Source organism: Ruegeria sp. BA12, assembly GCF_056539625.1.
Window position 1 is genome coordinate 50,753 of the sequence record NZ_JBQFVF010000014.1, and the last position, 18,944, is coordinate 69,696.

The following is an 18,944-nucleotide window of genomic DNA, read 5'->3' on the forward strand; positions in this document are numbered from 1 at the left end:
GGCTCTCACAAATTTGAATACCATATTTATTTCAGTCAGTAAAATATTTACTCTACAAGACGCAGCCAAATTCAAATAGATTGGATCAACAGCAAGATTCGCGAGGACAAGATGCTGAAAAGCAAAGCCTCTCCGGTTTCTTTGGAACAAAGAAATACGACCCGCTTACGGGTATTGGAGCACATCAGAGCCAAGGGGTCCGTCTCACGGATCGATATTGCATCCGCCTTGCAAACCAGCCCTGCGACTGTCACCGCCGCCACGGCTGATCTCATCTCGGCCGGGCTGGTGAAGGAGACTGAAAGCCAAGCACAGTCAAAGTCGGGGAAGAGAGGCAGACCCAGAGTATTGCTGCAATTGGACGGCCAGATGCACCTTGTGGCCGGCCTCAAGGTGGCTCGGCAAGTAATCTCCGTTATCTTGGTCGACTTTGAAGGTAACGAAGTCGCATCCCATAAATATGCTCTGGATCACGCCAGAATGTCGCCGCAAGTATTTGTTTCGGCGATCCGCGAAGCTCTTGAAGAAACCTGCAGTCAGATCGATCGTACTGTCGCTCATTTGGCAGGTGTTTCTATCGGGGTGGCTGGACTGGTCGATGCAAACAAGAATTTTGTCCACTGGTCATCCTCAATTACTGAGAGAAATATTGATTTCAGCCACTTGCTTTCAAATGAGCTGCCCTGCCCCGCATTCGTCGACAACGACGCCAATCTTGTCGCCAAGGCCGAACAGCTTTTTGGCTTGTGTAAGGGATTAAAGAACTTCCTCGTTGTTACGATCGAACACGGTGTTGGCCTTGGCATCGTATTGGATGGCAAACTATACCGTGGAGAACGAGGCTGCGGCGCTGAGTTTGGGCATACCAAAGTTCAACTTGACGGAGCCCTTTGCCAATGCGGTCAACGCGGATGTCTAGAAGCCTATGTGGGCGACTATGCTTTGATCCGCGAGATGACAGTCACCGGTCATACCAACGACATGGAAACCGTTTCCGACATACATGACCGCGCCAACTCAGGTGACGACAGAGCTTCATCAGTGCTTGCCCGCGCAGGTCAGATGTTTGGCCTCGGGATTTCCAACCTGATCAACTTGTATGACCCAGAGTGCATTATCGTCTCGGGGGCACAAATGAGCTTTGAGCATTTGTGTTCCAACGAAGTTATGACCCGCATTCAAAACGGCGTTGTGAATGTCGATGCACCTTTGCCCCAGATCAAAGTTCATCACTGGGGTGACATGATGTGGGCCAAGGGGGCGGCAGCCTATGGAATTGAACAAATCTCAATTCTCAAGGTCAAGGAGCTGACGGCGAATGCGTCTTGAGTTTGCGATATTTGCGACTTTGGGCACAGTTGCGAATGCGGACACTGTTATTCCCCAGTTTACAAATGTGGATGTACCAAAACATGTCTATGATGGCGGGTGGGAGCATTTTGTCGGCGGTGGTGTGGCCGTTTTCGATTGCAATGGGGACTCGCTGCCAGAACTCTTTTTGGCTGGCGGTTCCAACCGGTCTCAACTGTTCATCAATACCTCGAAGGAACAGATAGCATTTCAGGCAAAGACGCCTGAAGATCTTTCGCTGGCCGGTGTGACCGGCGCCTACCCTCTCGACGTTGATAGCGACGGCATAGTGGATTTGGCGATTTTGCGTGTTGGCCCAGACCTGCTTCTTCGGGGCGATACCGACTGCCAATTCAGCCCTTTCACTGAACTCAGGTTTCAGTCCGAGGATCACTGGACCACAGGCTTCTCGGCAACATGGGAAAGCGGGCAAACTTTACCGACCTTGGCGTTTGGCACTTATGTTGATCGATTTGATCCCGAAGGTCCTTTTGAATCCTGCGGGCCAATCCTTTTGTACCGCCCAGAAGGCGACTTGTATCACGAGCCATTGCATCTTGAACCCGGCTACTGCTCACTTTCTATTTTGTTTTCGGACTGGGCCCGAACTGGCCGCGCTGATCTTCGCGTCAGCAACGACCGTCACTACTATGTTCGTGGCGGTCACGAGCAGTTATGGGCGATGGAACCCGAGCCTCGGCAATACTCGGAAGACGAAGGCTGGCTTCCATTTTCGATCTGGGGAATGGGGATCGCCTCTCGCGACCTTACAGGAGACGGATTTCCCGAAGTTTATCTGACCTCGATGGGTGACCAGAAACTCCAGATTTTTGACCCAGTGACAAACGGCCCGACCTGGCTCGATGCGACTTACGAAAAGGGTACGACCGCTCATAGACCGCATATCGGCGGAGACGGAAGGCCATCCACCGGGTGGCACGCACAGTTTGGCGACGTCAACAACGACGGCCGGGACGATATATTCGTGGCCAAGGGAAACGTAGAACAGATGCCCGATGCAGCTCTGAACGACCCCAATAACCTACTACTACAGAACTCCGACGGACAGTTTATTGAAGCTGCAGCAGATGCCGGTGCTGCCTCGATGGCTAAGTCTCGTGGTGCGGCGATTGCTGACCTGAACAACGATGGGAAGCTGGATCTGGTGGTCGTCAACCGAGGTTCTGAGCTAGAAGTCAGCCAGAACACTTCTCAAGGTGGCAACTGGCTATTGCTGGATGTCACTCAGGATCAATCCAATCACGTAGCGATTGGTGGATTTGTTGAAGTCAAAACCTCGCTGGGTGTTCAGACCCGAGAGCTAACAATCGGCGGCGGTCACGCTGGTGGCATCGCTGGGTTTCAGCATTTTGGGCTCGGGAGTGAGGACCAGGTGCAGGTTCGTATGATCTGGCCGGATGGTTCGAAAGACGAGTGGTTGGACTATCAGCCCAACCAAATCATACGTCTTCACCGCTGATTACTTTTCAACCGGTAACCCACTTGGAACTTGGTCGGGCACACCTAACCGCTCTGCCGGGTCTTCAAGGCTTGCCAGAAATCTGAGAAGAGCGTCGATTTCCTGATCCGTCAGGCTTACTTTCGACAAGCTGTTGCTTTGGGCAATCGCACCCAAGTGCTGATTATCCGACATTGCCCTTTGGTCGTCAGAGCCGGGGAAGTCCGGCAAGGTGGCCATCTCGATCGAGTAGTTTCGCAAGGACGCCACCGGGTCCAGATGATGGCGTACTATGTCCTCAAGTTCAGCATAGGCTCCGTTGTGTCCGTATGGCGCAGTCAGGGTCACGTTGCGCAGAGATGGCGTACGAAAAGCAAACGCGTCTTCGGAATCGCCGGTTACGCGAAGACGCCCATCGTCCCTGACATGGTTTTCAAATCGCGCCGCCTTTCCCGGACCGATCTGCGGCAGTGCAATCGAATGAAACTTGTGATCGGTCTGAAACCAGCCCGAATGGCAGTTGCTGCAGCCAGCTTTTCCGTAGAACAGGCCCATGCCAACTTCGGCCTCTTCTGGCAATTCAGCCTCACCTCGCATCGCGCGATCGAAGAGGCTGTTATCCGCGCGCCACTCGAACGCGATAAAGTCCGCGATTACGTTGGCAATTGCCGTGAACGTAATTTCATCATCCGGCGCTAAGTCCTCAAACCTCTGCTCGTACTCTGGAATGGCCGCAACACGTTCTGCAATCAAATCCCACGCACCGCCTTGCTGTGTCAGAAATCCGAGGCGAACCGCTTTGCTCACGTCATTCTCAGAATAGTGACCCGCCATTTCGTCTGGCGACAAAACCGGGAACATCGCCTGTGCGGCCAGCGCGGACTTGAAACCAGACCGCATATGAGTACCCAACGGGGTTCTGATACCATCAGGTTGCGTTGTGTCTACCTCTAGTCGCCCATCATGAAAAAACGTCGTGAACTCAGTGGCTCCAAGATTCCAAAGCCCCGGTGAGTTTCGAGGAATACGTTGTTCCGGGGTATTCTCTGGGTCCAATGTCCGCTCTGGACCCAACCCAATTCCCCCTTCCCCTATACCAAGGGAAACACCGTCGGACGTGCCAAGCCTGGGATGATGACAGGTCGCGCAGCTGATATTCTTGTTGCCAGACAAAATCGGGTCATAGAACAGCAAACGCCCCAGCTCAGCACTTACAAAGTCAGGATCGAGGAACTCTGGCAAAGGACCAAGCGATTGGGCACGCGCACCGTCCACCATTGAGATTGTTGAGCCTATAATCAAGAATAGCGAAACTGCTCTCATGTCATTCCTTAGAAACTTCTAGAATAAGTTCCTGCCGATACGGGTTCTCCGGAGTATAGATTATTGAGGGAAACGAAGAGATATTCGGTGCGTTGGGATAACCCGATGGCTCGATACACACACCACGCGAAGCGCGACGTGGTTTCGTCAGCTCATAACCCGAATAAACCTGTGCTCCGGGCTGGTCAGAGTAGACTGTCAACGCAAGGCCAGAGGGTGAAGTGAGTTCCGCCACCGGAGCCTTTGGGCCGCGATCATGATCAAAGCAGAAATAGTGATCAATCCCATCAGGCACACTTCCAATCATATTGGGCGTTGAAAAATCCAACCCGTTTTCGTTGGTCGCAAGCACTCTGCCCGACGGAATACCCTGATCGTCGATGTCCAGATACCGATTTGAAGTTAGTTTAAGCGTATGCTGGTCTACGCCTTCTGCGGCACCCAAAGTGTAGTAGTTGTGTTGCGCAATGCTTATCGGCGTCGGCCGGTCAGGTTGTGCAGCTACTGAATAGACCAAGCGTGAACCCTGTAGGCAGATCCTGACCTCGAACCTGATTTCCCCTGGAAAGCCGCTCTCCCCATCGCGAGAAACGTAACTCAACAGGGCCTCATTCTGTGCAATCTGTTCGAATTCCCAGAACTGTTTAGACAGCCCATCGTCGCCGCCATGCAGGGTGTTTTTGCCCTCATTGGCGTTCAGTTCAAAACTGGCACCATCCAATTCAAACGTCGCGCCTCTGATCCGGTTGGCAACGCGCCCAACAATAGCGCCCAGGTAACGCGTATCGGCGAGATACTCATTTGGGTCCTCGAACCCAAGGATGAGCGGGACGTCCTTGTACCACCAACCCTGCGTAATAGCCCCATAGTTCAGGATCGAAACACGCATGTTTCCATCGATGAGAATAGCATTTTCAATGCCAGAGGCTTTACCCGTTTCTGGTTTCATCTTACTGCCAGCGGCGCAAGCGCCTGATAGAATTGCTTGTATCTCCGGTATTCGTTTTCGTAGGCGTCAATCAGATCGCCGCGTGGTTCAATGCGTTCCTGAATTTCCGGCGGCGTCATGACTTGCGCCGGTTCAGCGCCGTTGGCAGCACATATCGCGAGTCGTGCAGCGCCCATTGCGGCACCGAATTCGCTGCCTTTTGGCAATTCCAGCGGAACTTGCAAAACAGTAGCCAAGGTTTCCAGCCAGAACCGAGATCGAGCACCTCCTCCAACTGCCATAAGGCTATTTGGCTGGGTTCCGGTGCTCTTCAGTGCTTCCAGGCAATCTCTCATTCCGAAAGAAACACCCTCCATTACGGACTGGGTCAACTCAGCGGATTCCGACGAGATGTCCACGCCCAAAAACGCGCCTCGAATATGGCTATTGTTATGCGGCGTCCGTTCTCCTGACAGATATGGCAGGAAGGTGATCGCAGAAGGTCCATTTAATTCTCCTGGCATAGCTGCAGCAAGTCTTTCCACGGGTTCGCCTAGATTGCGAGCAAGCCAGTTCATGCTGTTCGTTGCAGAAAGCATGACACCCATTTGTATCCACCGATCAGGAACCGCATGACAAAAACAGTGTACGGCTGTTTCCGGATCAGGAGCATAGGCTTCCCGCGCAACAAGCAACACGCCAGACGTTCCGAGTGAGACAAAACCGATGCCGTCGTTGATGCTCCCGATCCCGCAAGCTGCGGCAGCATTGTCGCCAGCACCTCCAGCCACGACAACCGGATTCGAAAGCCCCCACTCCTGCCTCAAACGGACCTTCAACTCTCCACCCGGATCACTACCTTCGACCAAGCGCGGCATCTGCTCGACACGCATGTGACCTATGGCCAGCGCCCTTTCGGACCACTGCCGAGTGTCAACGTCAAGCCAGGATGTTCCTGCGCTGTCAGACATGTCTGAGATATATTCGCCAGTAAGCCAAAACCGCAAATAATCTTTCGGCAGCAGCACCTTGTCTACCTTTGAAAACACATCCGGCTCGTGGCTGCGCAACCACTCGAGTTTCGGCGCCGTAAACCCGGGGAATACGATGTTTCCCGATATTGCGCGCATCTCTGGCGATTGATCCAGTATCCTCGCCTCATCAGCTGACCGTGTATCGTTCCAAAGAATACAGGGCCTCAATATTTCGCCATCAGAATCCAGTAGTGTAGCGCCGTGCATGTGTCCGCTTAGGCCAATACCTCGCAATTTTGAGAATGCTTGCTGCTTGCCGACGCGAAGCTTCCCAACAACCTCGTCGCAAGCGTTGGTCCAATCCAAAGGATCCTGCTCAGACCAGCCAGGCTTGGGCGTCGAGGTGGAAATGCTGACTTCGGCATCACCGACAACGTGTCCTGAGTCATCTACCAGAATCCCGCGGAGACCTGACGTTCCCAAATCTAAGCCCAGATACATTGAGCACCACCTGTCTAAATATTTTAATGACTAAAATTATTTGAAACAGAGATCTTGTCAAGGCTCCGTCAAAGGAGTGCCTTCCAATCGTTTCTGGATCAGAACGCTCGAACGCGACGTCCTTCGATACCCCGGATAGCCAAAAGAAAGTCAGAGCAAGAGTTGAGTTTAATCGTCTGACCGAACATGGCTCAAACCTCTTAGAAAAGCCACTTTGGCAGGAGGCAAGGTTTAAGCGAGTATTTTCCCGGTTTGACCGACCGTTAGCGTTCCACCACTAACCACTTCGACATAGACGCCCATATCCATATGGCCCATCAATTTCCGAATAAGGTAGGGTAATTTCAAGTCGCGCTCGGCCGTTTTCGGGTTCACTTCAGTTGCTGCACACCTTTTCGTACGTGAGAGTATCTTCAACTCGACATCGCCAAATCTTAAAACTGATCCAACTGCATCCAGCTCAGCAAACGAAGGTAATCCGTCTATCTCAATATTCGCTCGGAAGCGCGCCGGGTGAATTTCTGCGTTCAGTTGTTCGCCCAACTTTTTCACAGAGGCCAGATTCAAAACGGATATCGCGTTCATCATTTGCGGCGATACGACAGATACATCTGTAAACCTATGAGGAGTAGAAGAAACAAACTTTGGCAGCTCTGGATCTTTTAAGTCGATCTCTGAAGAAAGGAACTCTGCCGCCTTCTCCCGATCTTCAGACTCTCGCATATCAAAGCGTCGTGTCTTTCCGTTCGCATTGATCTCAAGTGCCTGAGATTCAATTTCAAAACCGGTCTGAATGCCTGCCAGTGCAGCCTCGTTCAACAAAACGACAAAACGATCTTTCGGCAGTGGCATTGGGTTCTGCATGTCGAAACCGGAGTTGTAGCGAGCAAATCCGAACAGGCGATCGCCCGGAATGCCCTCTCCTGCTCGCAGCGTCACAGTTCGCATAGGCTCGGAACTCAAGCCTTTAATAGGGTAGCGGTTCAATCGGACGATGGAGGGATTGCTCATACGTCAACACCTAACCAAAAAGAGTTATGCACGGTCCCGAGTTGTCCGCGCTGTTTGACGCTATCTCGAATTCTCAAAGGTATCGACCAAATAATCATTGAACGCTTCAGAAGCGGGTTCTCTGAACCTGTTGGCCGCATGACGGCTGCGCCCATTTAAGTCGATATGACCATTCAATACTTCGCTGCCAAAAATACATGCGCATCAAGTTCAAAGAACAATTTCTCTAGGAATCAATAGCTAAGAAACAAAATTTGCGATCTCTACTGGTCTCTTGAGGTACGAACCTCAAAAATATCTGGACTTGAGGTGCGTACCTCAAATAGCCTTGGATGTATGCCGCGATTCGCACATCCTCGATTGACGGCGCAAAAAAGGGAGGAATGGATGACTTACACAAAACTGGCCTCAGCCAGCGCAATAGTCTTTGCCGCTACTACTCTTTCTACCAAGGCAAATGCTGAAGATCTGACACTCTGTTGGGCTGCATGGGACCCGGCCAACGCGCTTGTTGAGCTATCAAAAGAATTTGAAGCAGAATCCGGCCACTCGATGAACTTCGAATTTGTTCCCTGGCCAAATTTTGCGGACCGGATGCTGAATGAACTGAACTCTGGAGGTAAGCTCTGCGACCTGCTGATTGGTGACAGCCAATGGATCGGCGGCGGCGCCGAAAACGGTCATTATGTCCAACTGAACGACTTTTTCGACGCTGAAGGCATCAGCATGGACGACTTCGCACCTGCCACAGTTTACGCTTATTCAACCTGGCCCAAGGGTACACCAAATTACTACGCGCTGCCTGCGATGGGTGACGCAAATGGCTGGTTCTATCGCAAGGACTGGTTCGAAAACCCCGAAATTCAAGCCGCATACAAAGAAGCAACTGGTCAGGATTTACGCGAGCCCGAGTCTCAAAAAGAACTATTGCAGATCGCGCAGTTCTTCCAAGGTCGTGAGATCGACGGCAAGACCGTCTATGGGGCAGCAATCTTTACCGAGCGCGGCTCGGAAGGGATCACCATGGGTGTGACCGGAGCACTGTATCCTTGGGGCTTCAAATACGAAAACACCCCGGGCTCATATGATATGGAAGGCGCAGTAAACTCACCGGAAGCGGTTGAGGCGCTGGAGTTCTATAAAGAATTCTACAAAACGGCGACGCCTCCTGGATATACCAACTCCTACATGGGTGAGAGCTTGGATGCATTTAAGTCCGGTCAGGTCGCTATGGCTATGAACTGGTTTGCGTTCTTCCCTGGTCTATATGCCGATCCCAATACAGGTGGTGACAAGATCGACTTCTTCGTGAACCCACCACAAAATCAGCCAGGCTCGACACTCGGCGGACAAGGTATTTCTGTCGTCAGCTACTCTGACAAACAGGACGCCGCACTTGAGTACATTAAGTGGTTTGCACAGCCGGAAGTTCAGGCCAAATGGTGGGAACTTGGAGGCTATTCGGCACATAACTCGGTTCTGGAAGATCCTGGTTTCGTAGACAGCCAACCGTTTGCCGGTGACTTTCTGGAAGCAATGGCTGGAGTTCAGGATTTCTGGCAAGAGCCCGCCTATGCGGAACTGCTGCTGGCAATGCAGAAGCGTATCCACGACTACGTGGTTGCCGACCAAGGCACAGCTCAAGAAGCGCTAGATCTTCTGATCGAAGATTGGACGGAAGTCTTCGAAGACGAAGGCAAGCTGTAGTCTGGAGGCAGCTAGGAGCGGGTGCTATCCCGCTCCACCTTCACCCGTGTGTCCGAAACCAAAAAGAACTGGCAAAGAGATGTCTGACAGGACCGTAGATCGCGTTGCGCAGGCAACGCCCGAGCGAGTTGCGCGAAAAATCCGAGGGTTATCCGACCGCGCGATCGCCTGGATATTCATCTCACCAACGATTTTCTTATTGCTGGCGATCAACATCTTTCCGTTGATCTGGACCATCCAACTAAGCTTTACCAACTACAAGGCCAACCGGATCGGGCGTGAAGTCAAAGATGTCGGGCTCAGGAATTACGAGCGTATCCTGACAGACTCGGACACATGGCTGAATATGCAGGCGACGGCGCATTTCCTGTTCTGGACAATTTTTTTCCAGGTCCTGATCGGGTTTACTCTGGCATGGCTGATCAACAAGAAATTTAAGGGCAACGATCTTTGGACCACGATTATCGTGCTGCCGATGATGCTGTCTCCTGCAGTCGTCGGGAACTTCTGGAAGTTCCTGTATCAACCTCAAATCGGCCTGTTTAACTACATCGTGTCCTGGTTTACCGGCAAGGACCCATCGAGCTTTGAAATGCTGGGATCGGTCACGTTGGCCCCGTGGGCAATCGTGATTGTCGACACCTGGATGTGGACCCCCTTCGTGATGCTGATCTGTCTGGCCGGTCTGCGCAGCATTCCCGACTACATCTACGAGGCAGCTGAGATCGACCGAGCCAGTAAGCTGCGGCAGTTCTTTACGATCACCATCCCGATGGTGTTGCCGTTCCTGATGCTGGCCGTGCTGTTTAGAGGGATCGAGAACTTCAAGATGTTCGACCTAGTGGTTCAGCTAACCGGTGGAGGGCCCGGTTCTGTTACGGAACTCACTTCAATCAATCTCAAGCGGGAGGCTTTTGAAAAGTGGCGTACGGGCTATGCCTCGGCCTATGCGATCATCCTTTTCGTCACCGTGTTCGGCCTTGCGTCGATCTACGTCAAAGCCCTGAACAAGGTGAAACAGAGATGAGTAATTTTTCCGTCACTGAACCTTCGAACCGGTCCAAGTGGATCGCAGGCTTCTTGGTTATTACTTACGCGCTGATCACGATGATCCCGCTGGTTTGGATTTTGCTAACTGGCTTCAAGTCTCCAGCCGATGCGATCAGCTACCCGCCCAAGGTTGTCTTTGACCCAACGCTTGAAGGCTACGTCAATCTCTTCACCACACGCACGCGGCAGACGCAGGAATTTCTGGAAGCGAACCCACCGCAGAACTGGGCCGATGAGATCGTGCGCCAATACGACATGGTGATTGTCGGACCATCCAAATTCGGTGAGCGCTTTATGAATTCAGTTATCATCGGATTCGGCTCGACGTTCTTGAGTATCTTTCTTGGCACGCTGGCCGCCTACGCGTTCAGCAGGTTCAAAGTCCCACTAAAGGACGACCTGCTGTTCTTCATCCTCAGTACAAGGATGATGCCCCCGGTCGCTGTTGCCATCCCAATCTTCCTGATGTTCAGAAACCTTGGGCTGAGCGACACGCATCTGGGAATGATCCTGCTGTATACGGGTGTGAATATTTCCCTGGCGGTCTGGTTGCTGAAGGGTTTCATCGACGAAATCCCAAGAGAGTACGAAGAGGCCGCCCTCATAGATGGCTACACGAGGTTTCAGGCATTCTACAAAGTGGTGCTGCCGCAAGCCGCGACCGGCATAGCCTCAACAGCAATCTTTTGCCTGATCTTCGCCTGGAATGAGTACGCGTTTGCCGTGCTGCTGACATCCGCGAACGCACAGACTGCACCACCGTTCATCCCGACCATTATCGGTATCGGCGGTCTGGACTGGCCTGCCGTGGCGGCCGGTGCAACGATCTTCCTCATCCCCGTCATGATTTTCACCATCCTGATGCGCAAACATTTGCTGCGTGGGATCACATTCGGAGCCGTGCGCAAATGAGCGACTTTCTAACCGGATTGATGCGGCTCCGCCGCGGCCCATGGGAGATGGTCGCAACCATCCTTATCGCACTGGGTGTCTTTATGCTGATGCAGCCCTTTGTCCTTTGGGCCTTCACCTACTCTTTCATCGTCACGCTGATCGGAACCGTCATGTTCATCATCGTCAGCCATTTCCCGGAGTAGAAATGGCCCAGATCGTAGTCAAAAACGTAAAGAAGATGTTCGGCGACTTCACGGCTGTCCGCGAAAGCTCGTTCACGATTGAGGATGGTGAGTTTTTCATGCTGCTCGGGCCATCTGGCTGCGGAAAGACGACGACACTGCGGATGATCGCAGGGTTGGAGCTTCCAACGTCGGGTGAAATCTATCTGGACGGTGAAGAGATCAGCCAGCGGCCGCCATCAGAACGGGACATTGCCTTCGTGTTCCAGATGTTCGCGCTGTATCCCCACATGAACGTGCGCAAGAATATCAGCTACCCCCTGATATCGCAGGGCATGCCGCGTGCTGCTGTCAAAGCCAAAGTAGAGGAAGTCGCGGGAATTCTGGGGATCAACGACATCCTCGATAGCCCGGTTGGTGGACTTTCAGGTGGCGACAGGCAACGCGTGGCGCTGGGGCGCGCGATTGTTCGCGAACCCAAAGCGTTCATGATGGACGAACCCCTTGGTGCCTTGGATGCCGAGTTTCGTGAGCATATGGCCGAAGAGTTACGCGCGCTTCATGATCGCATGGGGGCGACCACTGTGTACGTCACGCATGATCAGCTGGAAGCCATGCAAATGGGCGACAAGATCGTGGTGATGAATAATGCTGTGATCGAGCAATTTGGCACACCTCAGGAAATCTACGACAAACCGGCGACGATGTTTGTGGCGGATTTTATCGGGTCTCCTTCGATGAACTTCCTGCCGTTTCAGGGAAAGGTCGAACCCGGCTCGGAAACGGTTCGACTGAACGGCCATGACGAAGCCGTACCGAGATTGATGGAAGGGGCGGAAGGTGACTTGGTTTTTGGCGTTCGCCCCGAACATGTTTTTCTGTCGGATGCGAGCGAATACAGGGCCAAGGTTCTGGCCGCAGAATACCTTGGAACCACCCAGATCGTAACATTGCAAAGTCCGAACGGAGAACTGAAAGCCCGCATTGATGCACGCGAGGTCGTCAGTCCCGGTGAGACAGTGGGTTTGGAGTTCCGCTCCCCCGCAGTAACTTTGTTTGAAAAATCTACCGGGCGCGCGTTGAGGTCCGCTCTGAACGACGAGGTACTAAGCAATGGCTGAAATCGTTTTGGAGAACATCTCGAAGTCATTCGGCAACGTCACAGCGGTGGATGATATCTCAATGACGATCCCCAACGGTGCCTTTGTGGTGTTGTTGGGTCCGACTGGCGCGGGAAAAACAACGACACTAAGATTGATTTCGGGGCTTGAGAAACTGGATTCAGGAACAGTGCGCATCGCCGGGCGTGACGTTGGAATAGACACTCCCGCTCAGCGCGATGTAGCAATGGTCTTCCAGCAATACTCGCTGTACCCGCATATGACAGTGCGGGAAAACCTGTCTTTCCCTCTGCGGTCGCCGATCCTGAAAACACCAGAGGATGAGATCACGAGGAAGGTAAACGAAGTCGCTGAGATCCTCCAGATCCCGCACAAACTGGACAACAAAGCCACTGAATTGTCTGGCGGTGAAATGCAGCGCGTTTCAATTGGACGGGCGCTTGTGCGCGACCCCCAGATATTTCTGATGGACGAACCGCTCAGCTCTCTGGACGCCAAGCTACGGGCGGATTTGCGGGTAGAACTGAAGAGAATTCAGGCAGATCTGGGATCGACTTTGCTGTACGTGACCCATGATCAGGTCGAAGCCATGACAATGGCGACACATATCGGGGTTTTGGAAAACGGCCGGTTGGTGCAGTACGGAACACCCCGGGACATTTATGAAAACCCGGGCAGTGTTTACGTAGCCAGCCGGTTGGGTCTGCCTCGGATCAACATCTTGCCGTCCGAGTTGTTCGGAGGGGATCACAAAGGCCCGCAGATTGGCCTGCGCCCGGAAAACATCATTGAAGGCGAAGGCAGTGAAGCGCGTGTGATACGCGCTGAACATCTTGGGGATCAAACGCGGTTGCACCTGGACTTAAACGGTCACCCGGTTGTGACATTGATTGATGTCCATCAGGACTATCCATCTGGAAAATCTATAAAAATCCGCCCACACAACCCATTGTATTTTGACGCGTCCGGCGCGCGAGTGAATTAAGGAGCAAAAGCATGGCCCAGTTCCTCAACACAAAAGAAACCCTGGTAACAGAGGCCATTGATGGTCTTCTAGCCTCCTCCGGAGGGCAACTTACCCGATTGGACGGATACCCGCATATCAAGGTTGTCTACCGGTCGGATTGGGACAAGTCGAAAGTCGCCTTGGTTTCTGGTGGAGGGTCTGGCCACGAACCCGCCCATGCGGGCTTTGTTGGTGCTGGTATGCTTACGGCCGCGGTCTGCGGGGAAGTCTTTGCATCCCCATCAGTCGAAGCGGTTTTGGCGGGCATTCTTGCGGTCACGGGTGAAGCTGGGTGCCTGCTGATCGTCAAGAATTACACCGGTGACCGGCTGAACTTTGGACTAGCGGCTGAACGCGCCCGTGCATTGGGTCGCAAGGTAGAGATGGTCGTCGTTGATGATGACATCGCCCTGCCCGACCTTCCGCAACCACGTGGCGTGGCAGGTACGTTGTTCGTGCACAAAATAGCCGGAGCGCTTGCAGAAAGTGGTGCTGATCTGGACACCGTCACCGCCGCAGCAAGACGCACCATAGCCAAGGTCGTCAGCATCGGTATGAGCCTGGACACCTGTACCGTTCCGGGATCTCCGAAAGAAGACAGGATCGCCCCCGGAAAAGCAGAGCTTGGCTTGGGTATCCATGGCGAGCCCGGTGTACAGCAAGTCGAATTCTCAAATGCTGTATCGGCCATGTCCACAGTTGTGGAGAAGCTGAAACAACGGGTGGGGTCCGGGGATTGTGTGGCGTTGGTCAACAACCTGGGTTCTACAACGCCGTTGGAAATGGCTGTCCTCACGCATGCGTTGTCCGAAACTGGTATTGCCCATCACATCATAGGCCCGGCCCCAATGATGACATCGCTGGATATGCATGGGTTTTCTGTTTCCATTCTGCCGGTAGATCAGGACGACTTATCGGCGCTTAAAGCGTCTGTTGACCTGGCGGCTTGGCCCGGCGTCAATTCTATCGACCCGATAAAAGTCGCGCCTCTGCCTGATGGTCTGACTCCTATCGATCCAATTCCTTCGAACAATCCCGCCACAAGGGAAACGATCACCCGGTTGTCTGAACTGCTCATCAACGCAGAGAAGAACCTGAACGAGCTGGACGCGAAATCCGGAGATGGCGATACAGGAAGCACATTGGCGACGGCCGCAAGAGCATTGCAAGGCAGCCTTGACCGCATGCCGCTTGCTGATCTGACGCAACTGTTTCCGGCATTAGGTAATGAGTTAAGCCAGACAATGGGTGGTTCTTCTGGCGTGATACTCGCAATTTTCTTCAACGCAGCTGGCGATGCCTGTGCGAGCGGGGCTTCGGTACCGAAGTCTCTGGTCGAAGGACTGAATCGCGTCAGTCAGGTTGGGGGTGCCAAGGTCGGTGACAGGACAATGATTGACGCCCTGGCACCAGCACTTGCCGCACTACCATCTGGTCTGACGCATGCAGCGGAGGCTGCCCGCGAAGGCGCGAACAACACCGCAAATATTCGTCGTGCGAAGGCGGGCCGCGCGGCCTATGTTCCCGCAGAAAACCTAGTTGGACATAACGATCCCGGCGCTGAAGCTGTTGCTTTGTTGTTTGAAGGCTTAGCACGGGAGATTGAGGGCTGAAGAACACGTGGAAGATCAAAAACAAAAAATAGAATTGGTGAAAAAGCCAACCGTTAATGACATCGCTCGCGTGGCGGGTGTCAGCCTGGCGACCGTTGATCGGGTCTTGAACAGGCGCCCCGGTGTGCGAGCAGTGACTGTACAGAAAGTACAGAAGGCGATTGATGAACTGGGGTATGTGCGCGACACCGCCGCAGCCAACCTGGCGCGAAACCGCGTCTACAATTTCCTCTTTGTTTTACCAGACACGGACAACGAGTTTGTGGAGGCAATAAGCAGTCAGATCGCTGAACAAACACGTGACCAATTTATCCAACGGACGCGCGTTGCAGTAAAGAACGTCGCTCCGTTCGAGCCGCAAGATATCGTCAACATTTTAGATGCTGTCGACAGTTTGGACGTTGACGGAGTCGCCGTTTTCGGGCCCGAAACGCCTTCTGTCCGCGACGCTGTAAAAAGGCTCAGGGACAAAGGCGTTCCGGTTGTTGCCTTGGTGTCTGACTTGCCAAGTTCTGAGCGAGACCACTTTGTCGGAATTGATAACGTTTCGGCAGGACGAACCGCCGCTCAGCTGATGGGAAGATTTGTCCATCGTGAAGGCAAGGTCTTGGTTCTTACAGGATCCCGTTTGGCGCGTGACCATCTGGAGCGTCGTCAAGGCTTTGACCTTGTTGTGGCTGAGGAATTTCCGAACCTGGAAGTCGTAGCGTCTGTCGAGGGTCGGGATGACCCGGATCTGATTTACAGGATGATGCCCGAAATCTTTGAAATCTATCCGGATCTGGTCGGAATATACTCGTCAGCAGCGGGCAATGCGGGCCTGATTCAATTTCTTTCAGAGAACAAACTCAGCAAAGATCTGGTGATCATAGCTCATGAGCTTACTCCGCTCAGTCGTGAGGCGCTCAGGCTTGGCACATTTGACGCCTTAATCTCGCAAGATACCGGGCACATTGTTCGTTCTGCCGTCCGTCTATTACGCGCAACTTCGGACAAGGTTCCGTTCAACAAAGCACAGGAACGTATCCGTATCGATATCTATCTGAAGGAAAATTTACCGCCATAGAGGCTCAGGTTTTGGGGAGGAAATTTTATGAAAACAATCAAAGGTCCAGCATTGTTTCTTGCGCAATTCGCGGGGGACGAAGCGCCGTTCAATTCGTGGGACGCGATCACTAAATGGGCGGCTGACTGTGGATACAAGGGCGTTCAGGTTCCTAGTTGGGATGACCGGTTGTTCGACCTGGAACAAGCCGCATCCAGCGCCAGTTATTGCGATGACTTCAAAGGCAAAGCCAAGGAAAATGGCGTCGAAGTCACTGAACTTTCAACCCACCTTCAGGGCCAACTTGTGGCCGTTCACCCGGCCTATGACAGCGCGTTTGATGGTTTTGCAGCCGAAAGCGTCAGAGGAAACCCGAAAGCCCGGCAAGAATGGGCGGTAGACCAAGTTAAAAAAGCGCTATCTGCTTCGAAAAACTTGGGTATTACAGCGCATGCGACATTCTCAGGCGCATTGGCATGGCCCTATGTCTATCCTTGGCCGCAGCGCCCTGCTGGCTTGATCGAAACGGCATTCGAGGAGCTTGCTCGTCGTTGGGTGCCAATACTAGATCATGCCGAAGAATGCGGCGTTGACGTCTGTTACGAAATTCACCCAGGTGAGGACCTCCACGACGGCGTGACGTACGAGATGTTTCTTGAACGGACAGGCAATCACCCACGCGCTTGCATGTTGTACGACCCGTCGCACTACGTGCTGCAATGCCTCGACTATCTGGACAATATCGACATCTACAAAGATCGGATCCGGATGTTCCATGTCAAAGATGCCGAGTTTAACCCGACCGGCCGGCAGGGTGTTTATTCCGGGTATCAAAGCTGGGTCGATCGTGCCGGGCGCTTCCGGTCGCTTGGTGATGGCCAAGTGGATTTCGGGGCGGTCTTTTCAAAAATGGCGGCGAATGACTTTGATGGTTGGGCAGTTGTCGAATGGGAATGCTGCCTCAAACACCCCGAGGATGGAGCGCGTGAAGGCGCTAAGTTTGTGTCAGATCACATTATCCGTGTTACCGAGAAAGCCTTTGATGATTTCGCTGATGGTGGCGCAGACGAAGCAGCTAATCGTAAAATGCTGGGGATTGAATGATGGTCACAGGACGCAATGAAGAAACCTCGGGCCGCATTCGACTTGGCATGGTTGGCGGCGGGAACGACGCCTTCATAGGTGGCGTTCATCGAATAGCGGCGCGACTGGACGACAAGTTTGAATTGGTTGCCGGTGCTTTGTCTTCGACGCCAGAGAAATCTCTTGAAAGTGGTCGGGCGTTGGGGCTCGAACGGGTCTATGGAGATTTCAAACAAATGGCGATAAGGGAAGCCCGACTAAAATCCGGGATTGAGGCGGTCTCAATTGTCACGCCAAATCACGTTCACTATGCAGCCGCGCGCGAGTTCCTGAAACGCGGTATTCATGTAATTTGTGACAAGCCACTCACCTCGACCCTTGCCGATGCAAAAAAGCTGGTCAAAGCAGCGGAAAGCGCGAATGCCCTATTCATTCTGACCCATAACTATACGGGCTATCCAATGGTCCGGCAGGCACGTGAAATGGTCGCTAACGGAGATATCGGCAAGATCCGCGTGGTTCAGGTTGAATACCCCCAGGACTGGCTGACCGAGCAGCAGGATTTCAAACAGGCTGAGTGGCGAACCGATCCCGAACGCTCGGGCGCGGGTGGATCAACCGGTGACATCGGGACTCATGCTTACAACCTCGCTTGCTTTGTAACCGGGCTGAAGGCGGAAAGCTTGGCGGCGGACTTGCAGGCCTTTGTGCCGGGGCGCAAAGTCGATGACAACGCGCACGTTTTGCTTCGATTTGAAGGTGGAGCGCGCGGTATGCTGTGGTCGTCTCAGGTGGCTCCCGGCAATGAAAACGCACTTCGTTTGCGGGTCTACGGCGAAAAAGGTGGGCTGGAGTGGGCCCAGGAAGATCCCAATTATCTTTGGTTTACGCCATACAACGAACCCAAGCGTTTGATAACCCGAAATGGTGCTGGTGCTGGTGACGCAGCCAATCGGTTGAGTAGAGTTCCTCCGGGACATCCCGAGGGATATCTTGAGGGGTTCGCGAATATCTATGGAGAGGCCGCAGAGGCAATCCAAGCCTTCCGAAATGGGATTTCACCTGACGGGTCGGTTGTTTATCCAACGGTTCATGACGGACTCAATGGTGTTAAATTTGTGGCCGCATGCGTGCAAAGCTCTTCAAGGAATGCGGCTTGGGTCAGCTTAACTTAAAATCTGATTGTGGGCATAAGGCAGAAATCTTGGAAGGCAGCACGGCTATCTGCCAAAAACCGAAGCGCACCCAACCTCTAGGGTCAGGACCCATTGATTTCCGCTTGGCTGCGTGATTCACGGTTCGAAAATCGAGCGGTGACCATGTCTGATCTTTTCTGGCTGACGGATGCGCAGATGGCGCGTCTTGAGCCTTTCTTCCCCAAGTCCCACGGCAAACCACGCGTTGATGATCGACGTGTGTTGAGCGGCATTATCTTCATTAATCGTAATGGGTTGAGATGGCGCGATGCCCCTTCGGCGTATGGCCCACACAAGACGCTCTACAACCGTTGGAAGCGGTGGAGCGACAAAGGCATCTTCGCCCGGATGATGGCCGGTCTGGCTACCAAACACGGTGAAGAGAAGACCGTGATGATCGATGCCGCCTACCTGAAGGCCCACCGTACCGCGACCAGTTTGGGCGTCAAAAAAGGGGGCGTGGACGCCTGATCGGTCGCACCAAAGGCGGCATGAACACCA

16 protein-coding genes and 1 pseudogene are annotated in these 18,944 nt (G+C 53.2%); 13 read left to right on the forward strand and 4 right to left on the reverse strand.

All coding sequences use genetic code 11. From position 1 onward, the window contains the following. Positions 1 to 111: 111 nt before the first annotated feature. Both ACR0B0_RS19835 and ACR0B0_RS19840 read left to right on the forward strand, forming a co-directional pair. Positions 112 to 1,329, forward strand: a complete 1,218-nt coding sequence (locus ACR0B0_RS19835; RefSeq protein WP_480637876.1) for an ROK family protein — start codon at positions 112 to 114, stop codon at positions 1,327 to 1,329. Next, positions 1,319 to 2,830, forward strand: coding sequence for a CRTAC1 family protein (locus ACR0B0_RS19840; RefSeq protein WP_480649265.1), 1,512 nt, complete (start codon positions 1,319 to 1,321; stop codon positions 2,828 to 2,830). Before ACR0B0_RS19835 ends, ACR0B0_RS19840 begins: the two co-directional genes overlap by 11 nt. Here the strand turns inward: ACR0B0_RS19840 and ACR0B0_RS19845 are convergent, their stop codons facing one another. The 4 genes from ACR0B0_RS19845 to ACR0B0_RS19860 form a co-directional block, all read right to left on the reverse strand. Continuing rightward, positions 2,831 to 4,132, reverse strand: a complete 1,302-nt coding sequence (locus ACR0B0_RS19845) for a cytochrome-c peroxidase (protein WP_480649267.1) — start codon at positions 4,130 to 4,132, stop codon at positions 2,831 to 2,833. A gap of 1 nt (position 4,133) precedes the next feature. Beyond that, complete coding sequence (locus ACR0B0_RS19850; RefSeq protein ID WP_480649269.1) at positions 4,134 to 5,081, reverse strand: aldose epimerase family protein; 948 nt, start codon at positions 5,079 to 5,081, stop codon at positions 4,134 to 4,136. Beyond that, a complete protein-coding gene (gene xylB / locus ACR0B0_RS19855) occupies positions 5,078 to 6,535 on the reverse strand; it encodes a xylulokinase (protein ID WP_480649271.1) in 1,458 nt (485 codons plus the stop codon). Before xylB ends, ACR0B0_RS19850 begins: the two co-directional genes overlap by 4 nt. Before the next feature lie 231 nt (positions 6,536 to 6,766). Next, positions 6,767 to 7,546 carry an MOSC domain-containing protein gene (locus tag ACR0B0_RS19860; RefSeq protein WP_170351993.1) on the reverse strand — a complete coding sequence of 260 codons (780 nt, stop codon included), beginning with the start codon at positions 7,544 to 7,546 and terminating at the stop codon, positions 6,767 to 6,769. 387 nt (positions 7,547 to 7,933) lie between these two features. Here ACR0B0_RS19860 and ACR0B0_RS19865 point away from each other — a divergent pair, with 387 nt between their 5' ends. From ACR0B0_RS19865 to ACR0B0_RS19915, 11 genes and pseudogenes are all read left to right on the forward strand, one after another. Next, positions 7,934 to 9,253 carry an ABC transporter substrate-binding protein gene (locus ACR0B0_RS19865; RefSeq protein WP_170351994.1) on the forward strand — a complete coding sequence of 440 codons (1,320 nt, stop codon included), beginning with the start codon at positions 7,934 to 7,936 and terminating at the stop codon, positions 9,251 to 9,253. A 79-nt stretch (positions 9,254 to 9,332) separates the two neighbouring features. Beyond that, positions 9,333 to 10,280: a carbohydrate ABC transporter permease gene (locus ACR0B0_RS19870; protein WP_170332156.1), complete on the forward strand. Its 948-nt coding sequence runs from the start codon at positions 9,333 to 9,335 to the stop codon at positions 10,278 to 10,280. Further along, complete coding sequence (locus ACR0B0_RS19875; RefSeq protein WP_170351995.1) at positions 10,277 to 11,215, forward strand: carbohydrate ABC transporter permease; 939 nt, start codon at positions 10,277 to 10,279, stop codon at positions 11,213 to 11,215. The genes ACR0B0_RS19870 and ACR0B0_RS19875 overlap by 4 nt, the downstream gene beginning before the upstream one ends. Next, complete coding sequence (locus tag ACR0B0_RS19880; protein WP_010442360.1) at positions 11,212 to 11,400, forward strand: hypothetical protein; 189 nt, start codon at positions 11,212 to 11,214, stop codon at positions 11,398 to 11,400. The genes ACR0B0_RS19875 and ACR0B0_RS19880 overlap by 4 nt, the downstream gene beginning before the upstream one ends. 2 nt (positions 11,401 to 11,402) lie before the next feature. Continuing rightward, entirely contained in the window at positions 11,403 to 12,500 is a 1,098-nt protein-coding gene (locus ACR0B0_RS19885; protein WP_170351996.1) for an ABC transporter ATP-binding protein, read from the forward strand. Continuing rightward, a complete protein-coding gene (locus tag ACR0B0_RS19890) occupies positions 12,493 to 13,485 on the forward strand; it encodes an ABC transporter ATP-binding protein (RefSeq protein ID WP_480649273.1) in 993 nt (330 codons plus the stop codon). The genes ACR0B0_RS19885 and ACR0B0_RS19890 overlap by 8 nt, the downstream gene beginning before the upstream one ends. Before the next feature lie 11 nt (positions 13,486 to 13,496). Then, positions 13,497 to 15,119, forward strand: a complete 1,623-nt coding sequence (locus ACR0B0_RS19895; protein WP_480649275.1) for a dihydroxyacetone kinase subunit DhaK — start codon at positions 13,497 to 13,499, stop codon at positions 15,117 to 15,119. 7 nt (positions 15,120 to 15,126) lie between these two features. Further along, the gene (locus ACR0B0_RS19900; RefSeq protein WP_480649277.1) at positions 15,127 to 16,185 is read left to right on the forward strand and encodes a LacI family DNA-binding transcriptional regulator; all 1,059 of its coding nucleotides are present in this window, start codon (positions 15,127 to 15,129) and stop codon (positions 16,183 to 16,185) included. Between the two features lie 27 nt (positions 16,186 to 16,212). Beyond that, positions 16,213 to 17,268: a sugar phosphate isomerase/epimerase family protein gene (locus ACR0B0_RS19905; RefSeq protein ID WP_170352000.1), complete on the forward strand. Its 1,056-nt coding sequence runs from the start codon at positions 16,213 to 16,215 to the stop codon at positions 17,266 to 17,268. Next, positions 17,268 to 18,422: a Gfo/Idh/MocA family protein gene (locus ACR0B0_RS19910; protein ID WP_217360554.1), complete on the forward strand. Its 1,155-nt coding sequence runs from the start codon at positions 17,268 to 17,270 to the stop codon at positions 18,420 to 18,422. The genes ACR0B0_RS19905 and ACR0B0_RS19910 overlap by 1 nt, the downstream gene beginning before the upstream one ends. A 144-nt stretch (positions 18,423 to 18,566) precedes the next feature. After that, a pseudogene (locus tag ACR0B0_RS19915) lies at positions 18,567 to 18,944 on the forward strand (IS5 family transposase); the annotation flags it as partial.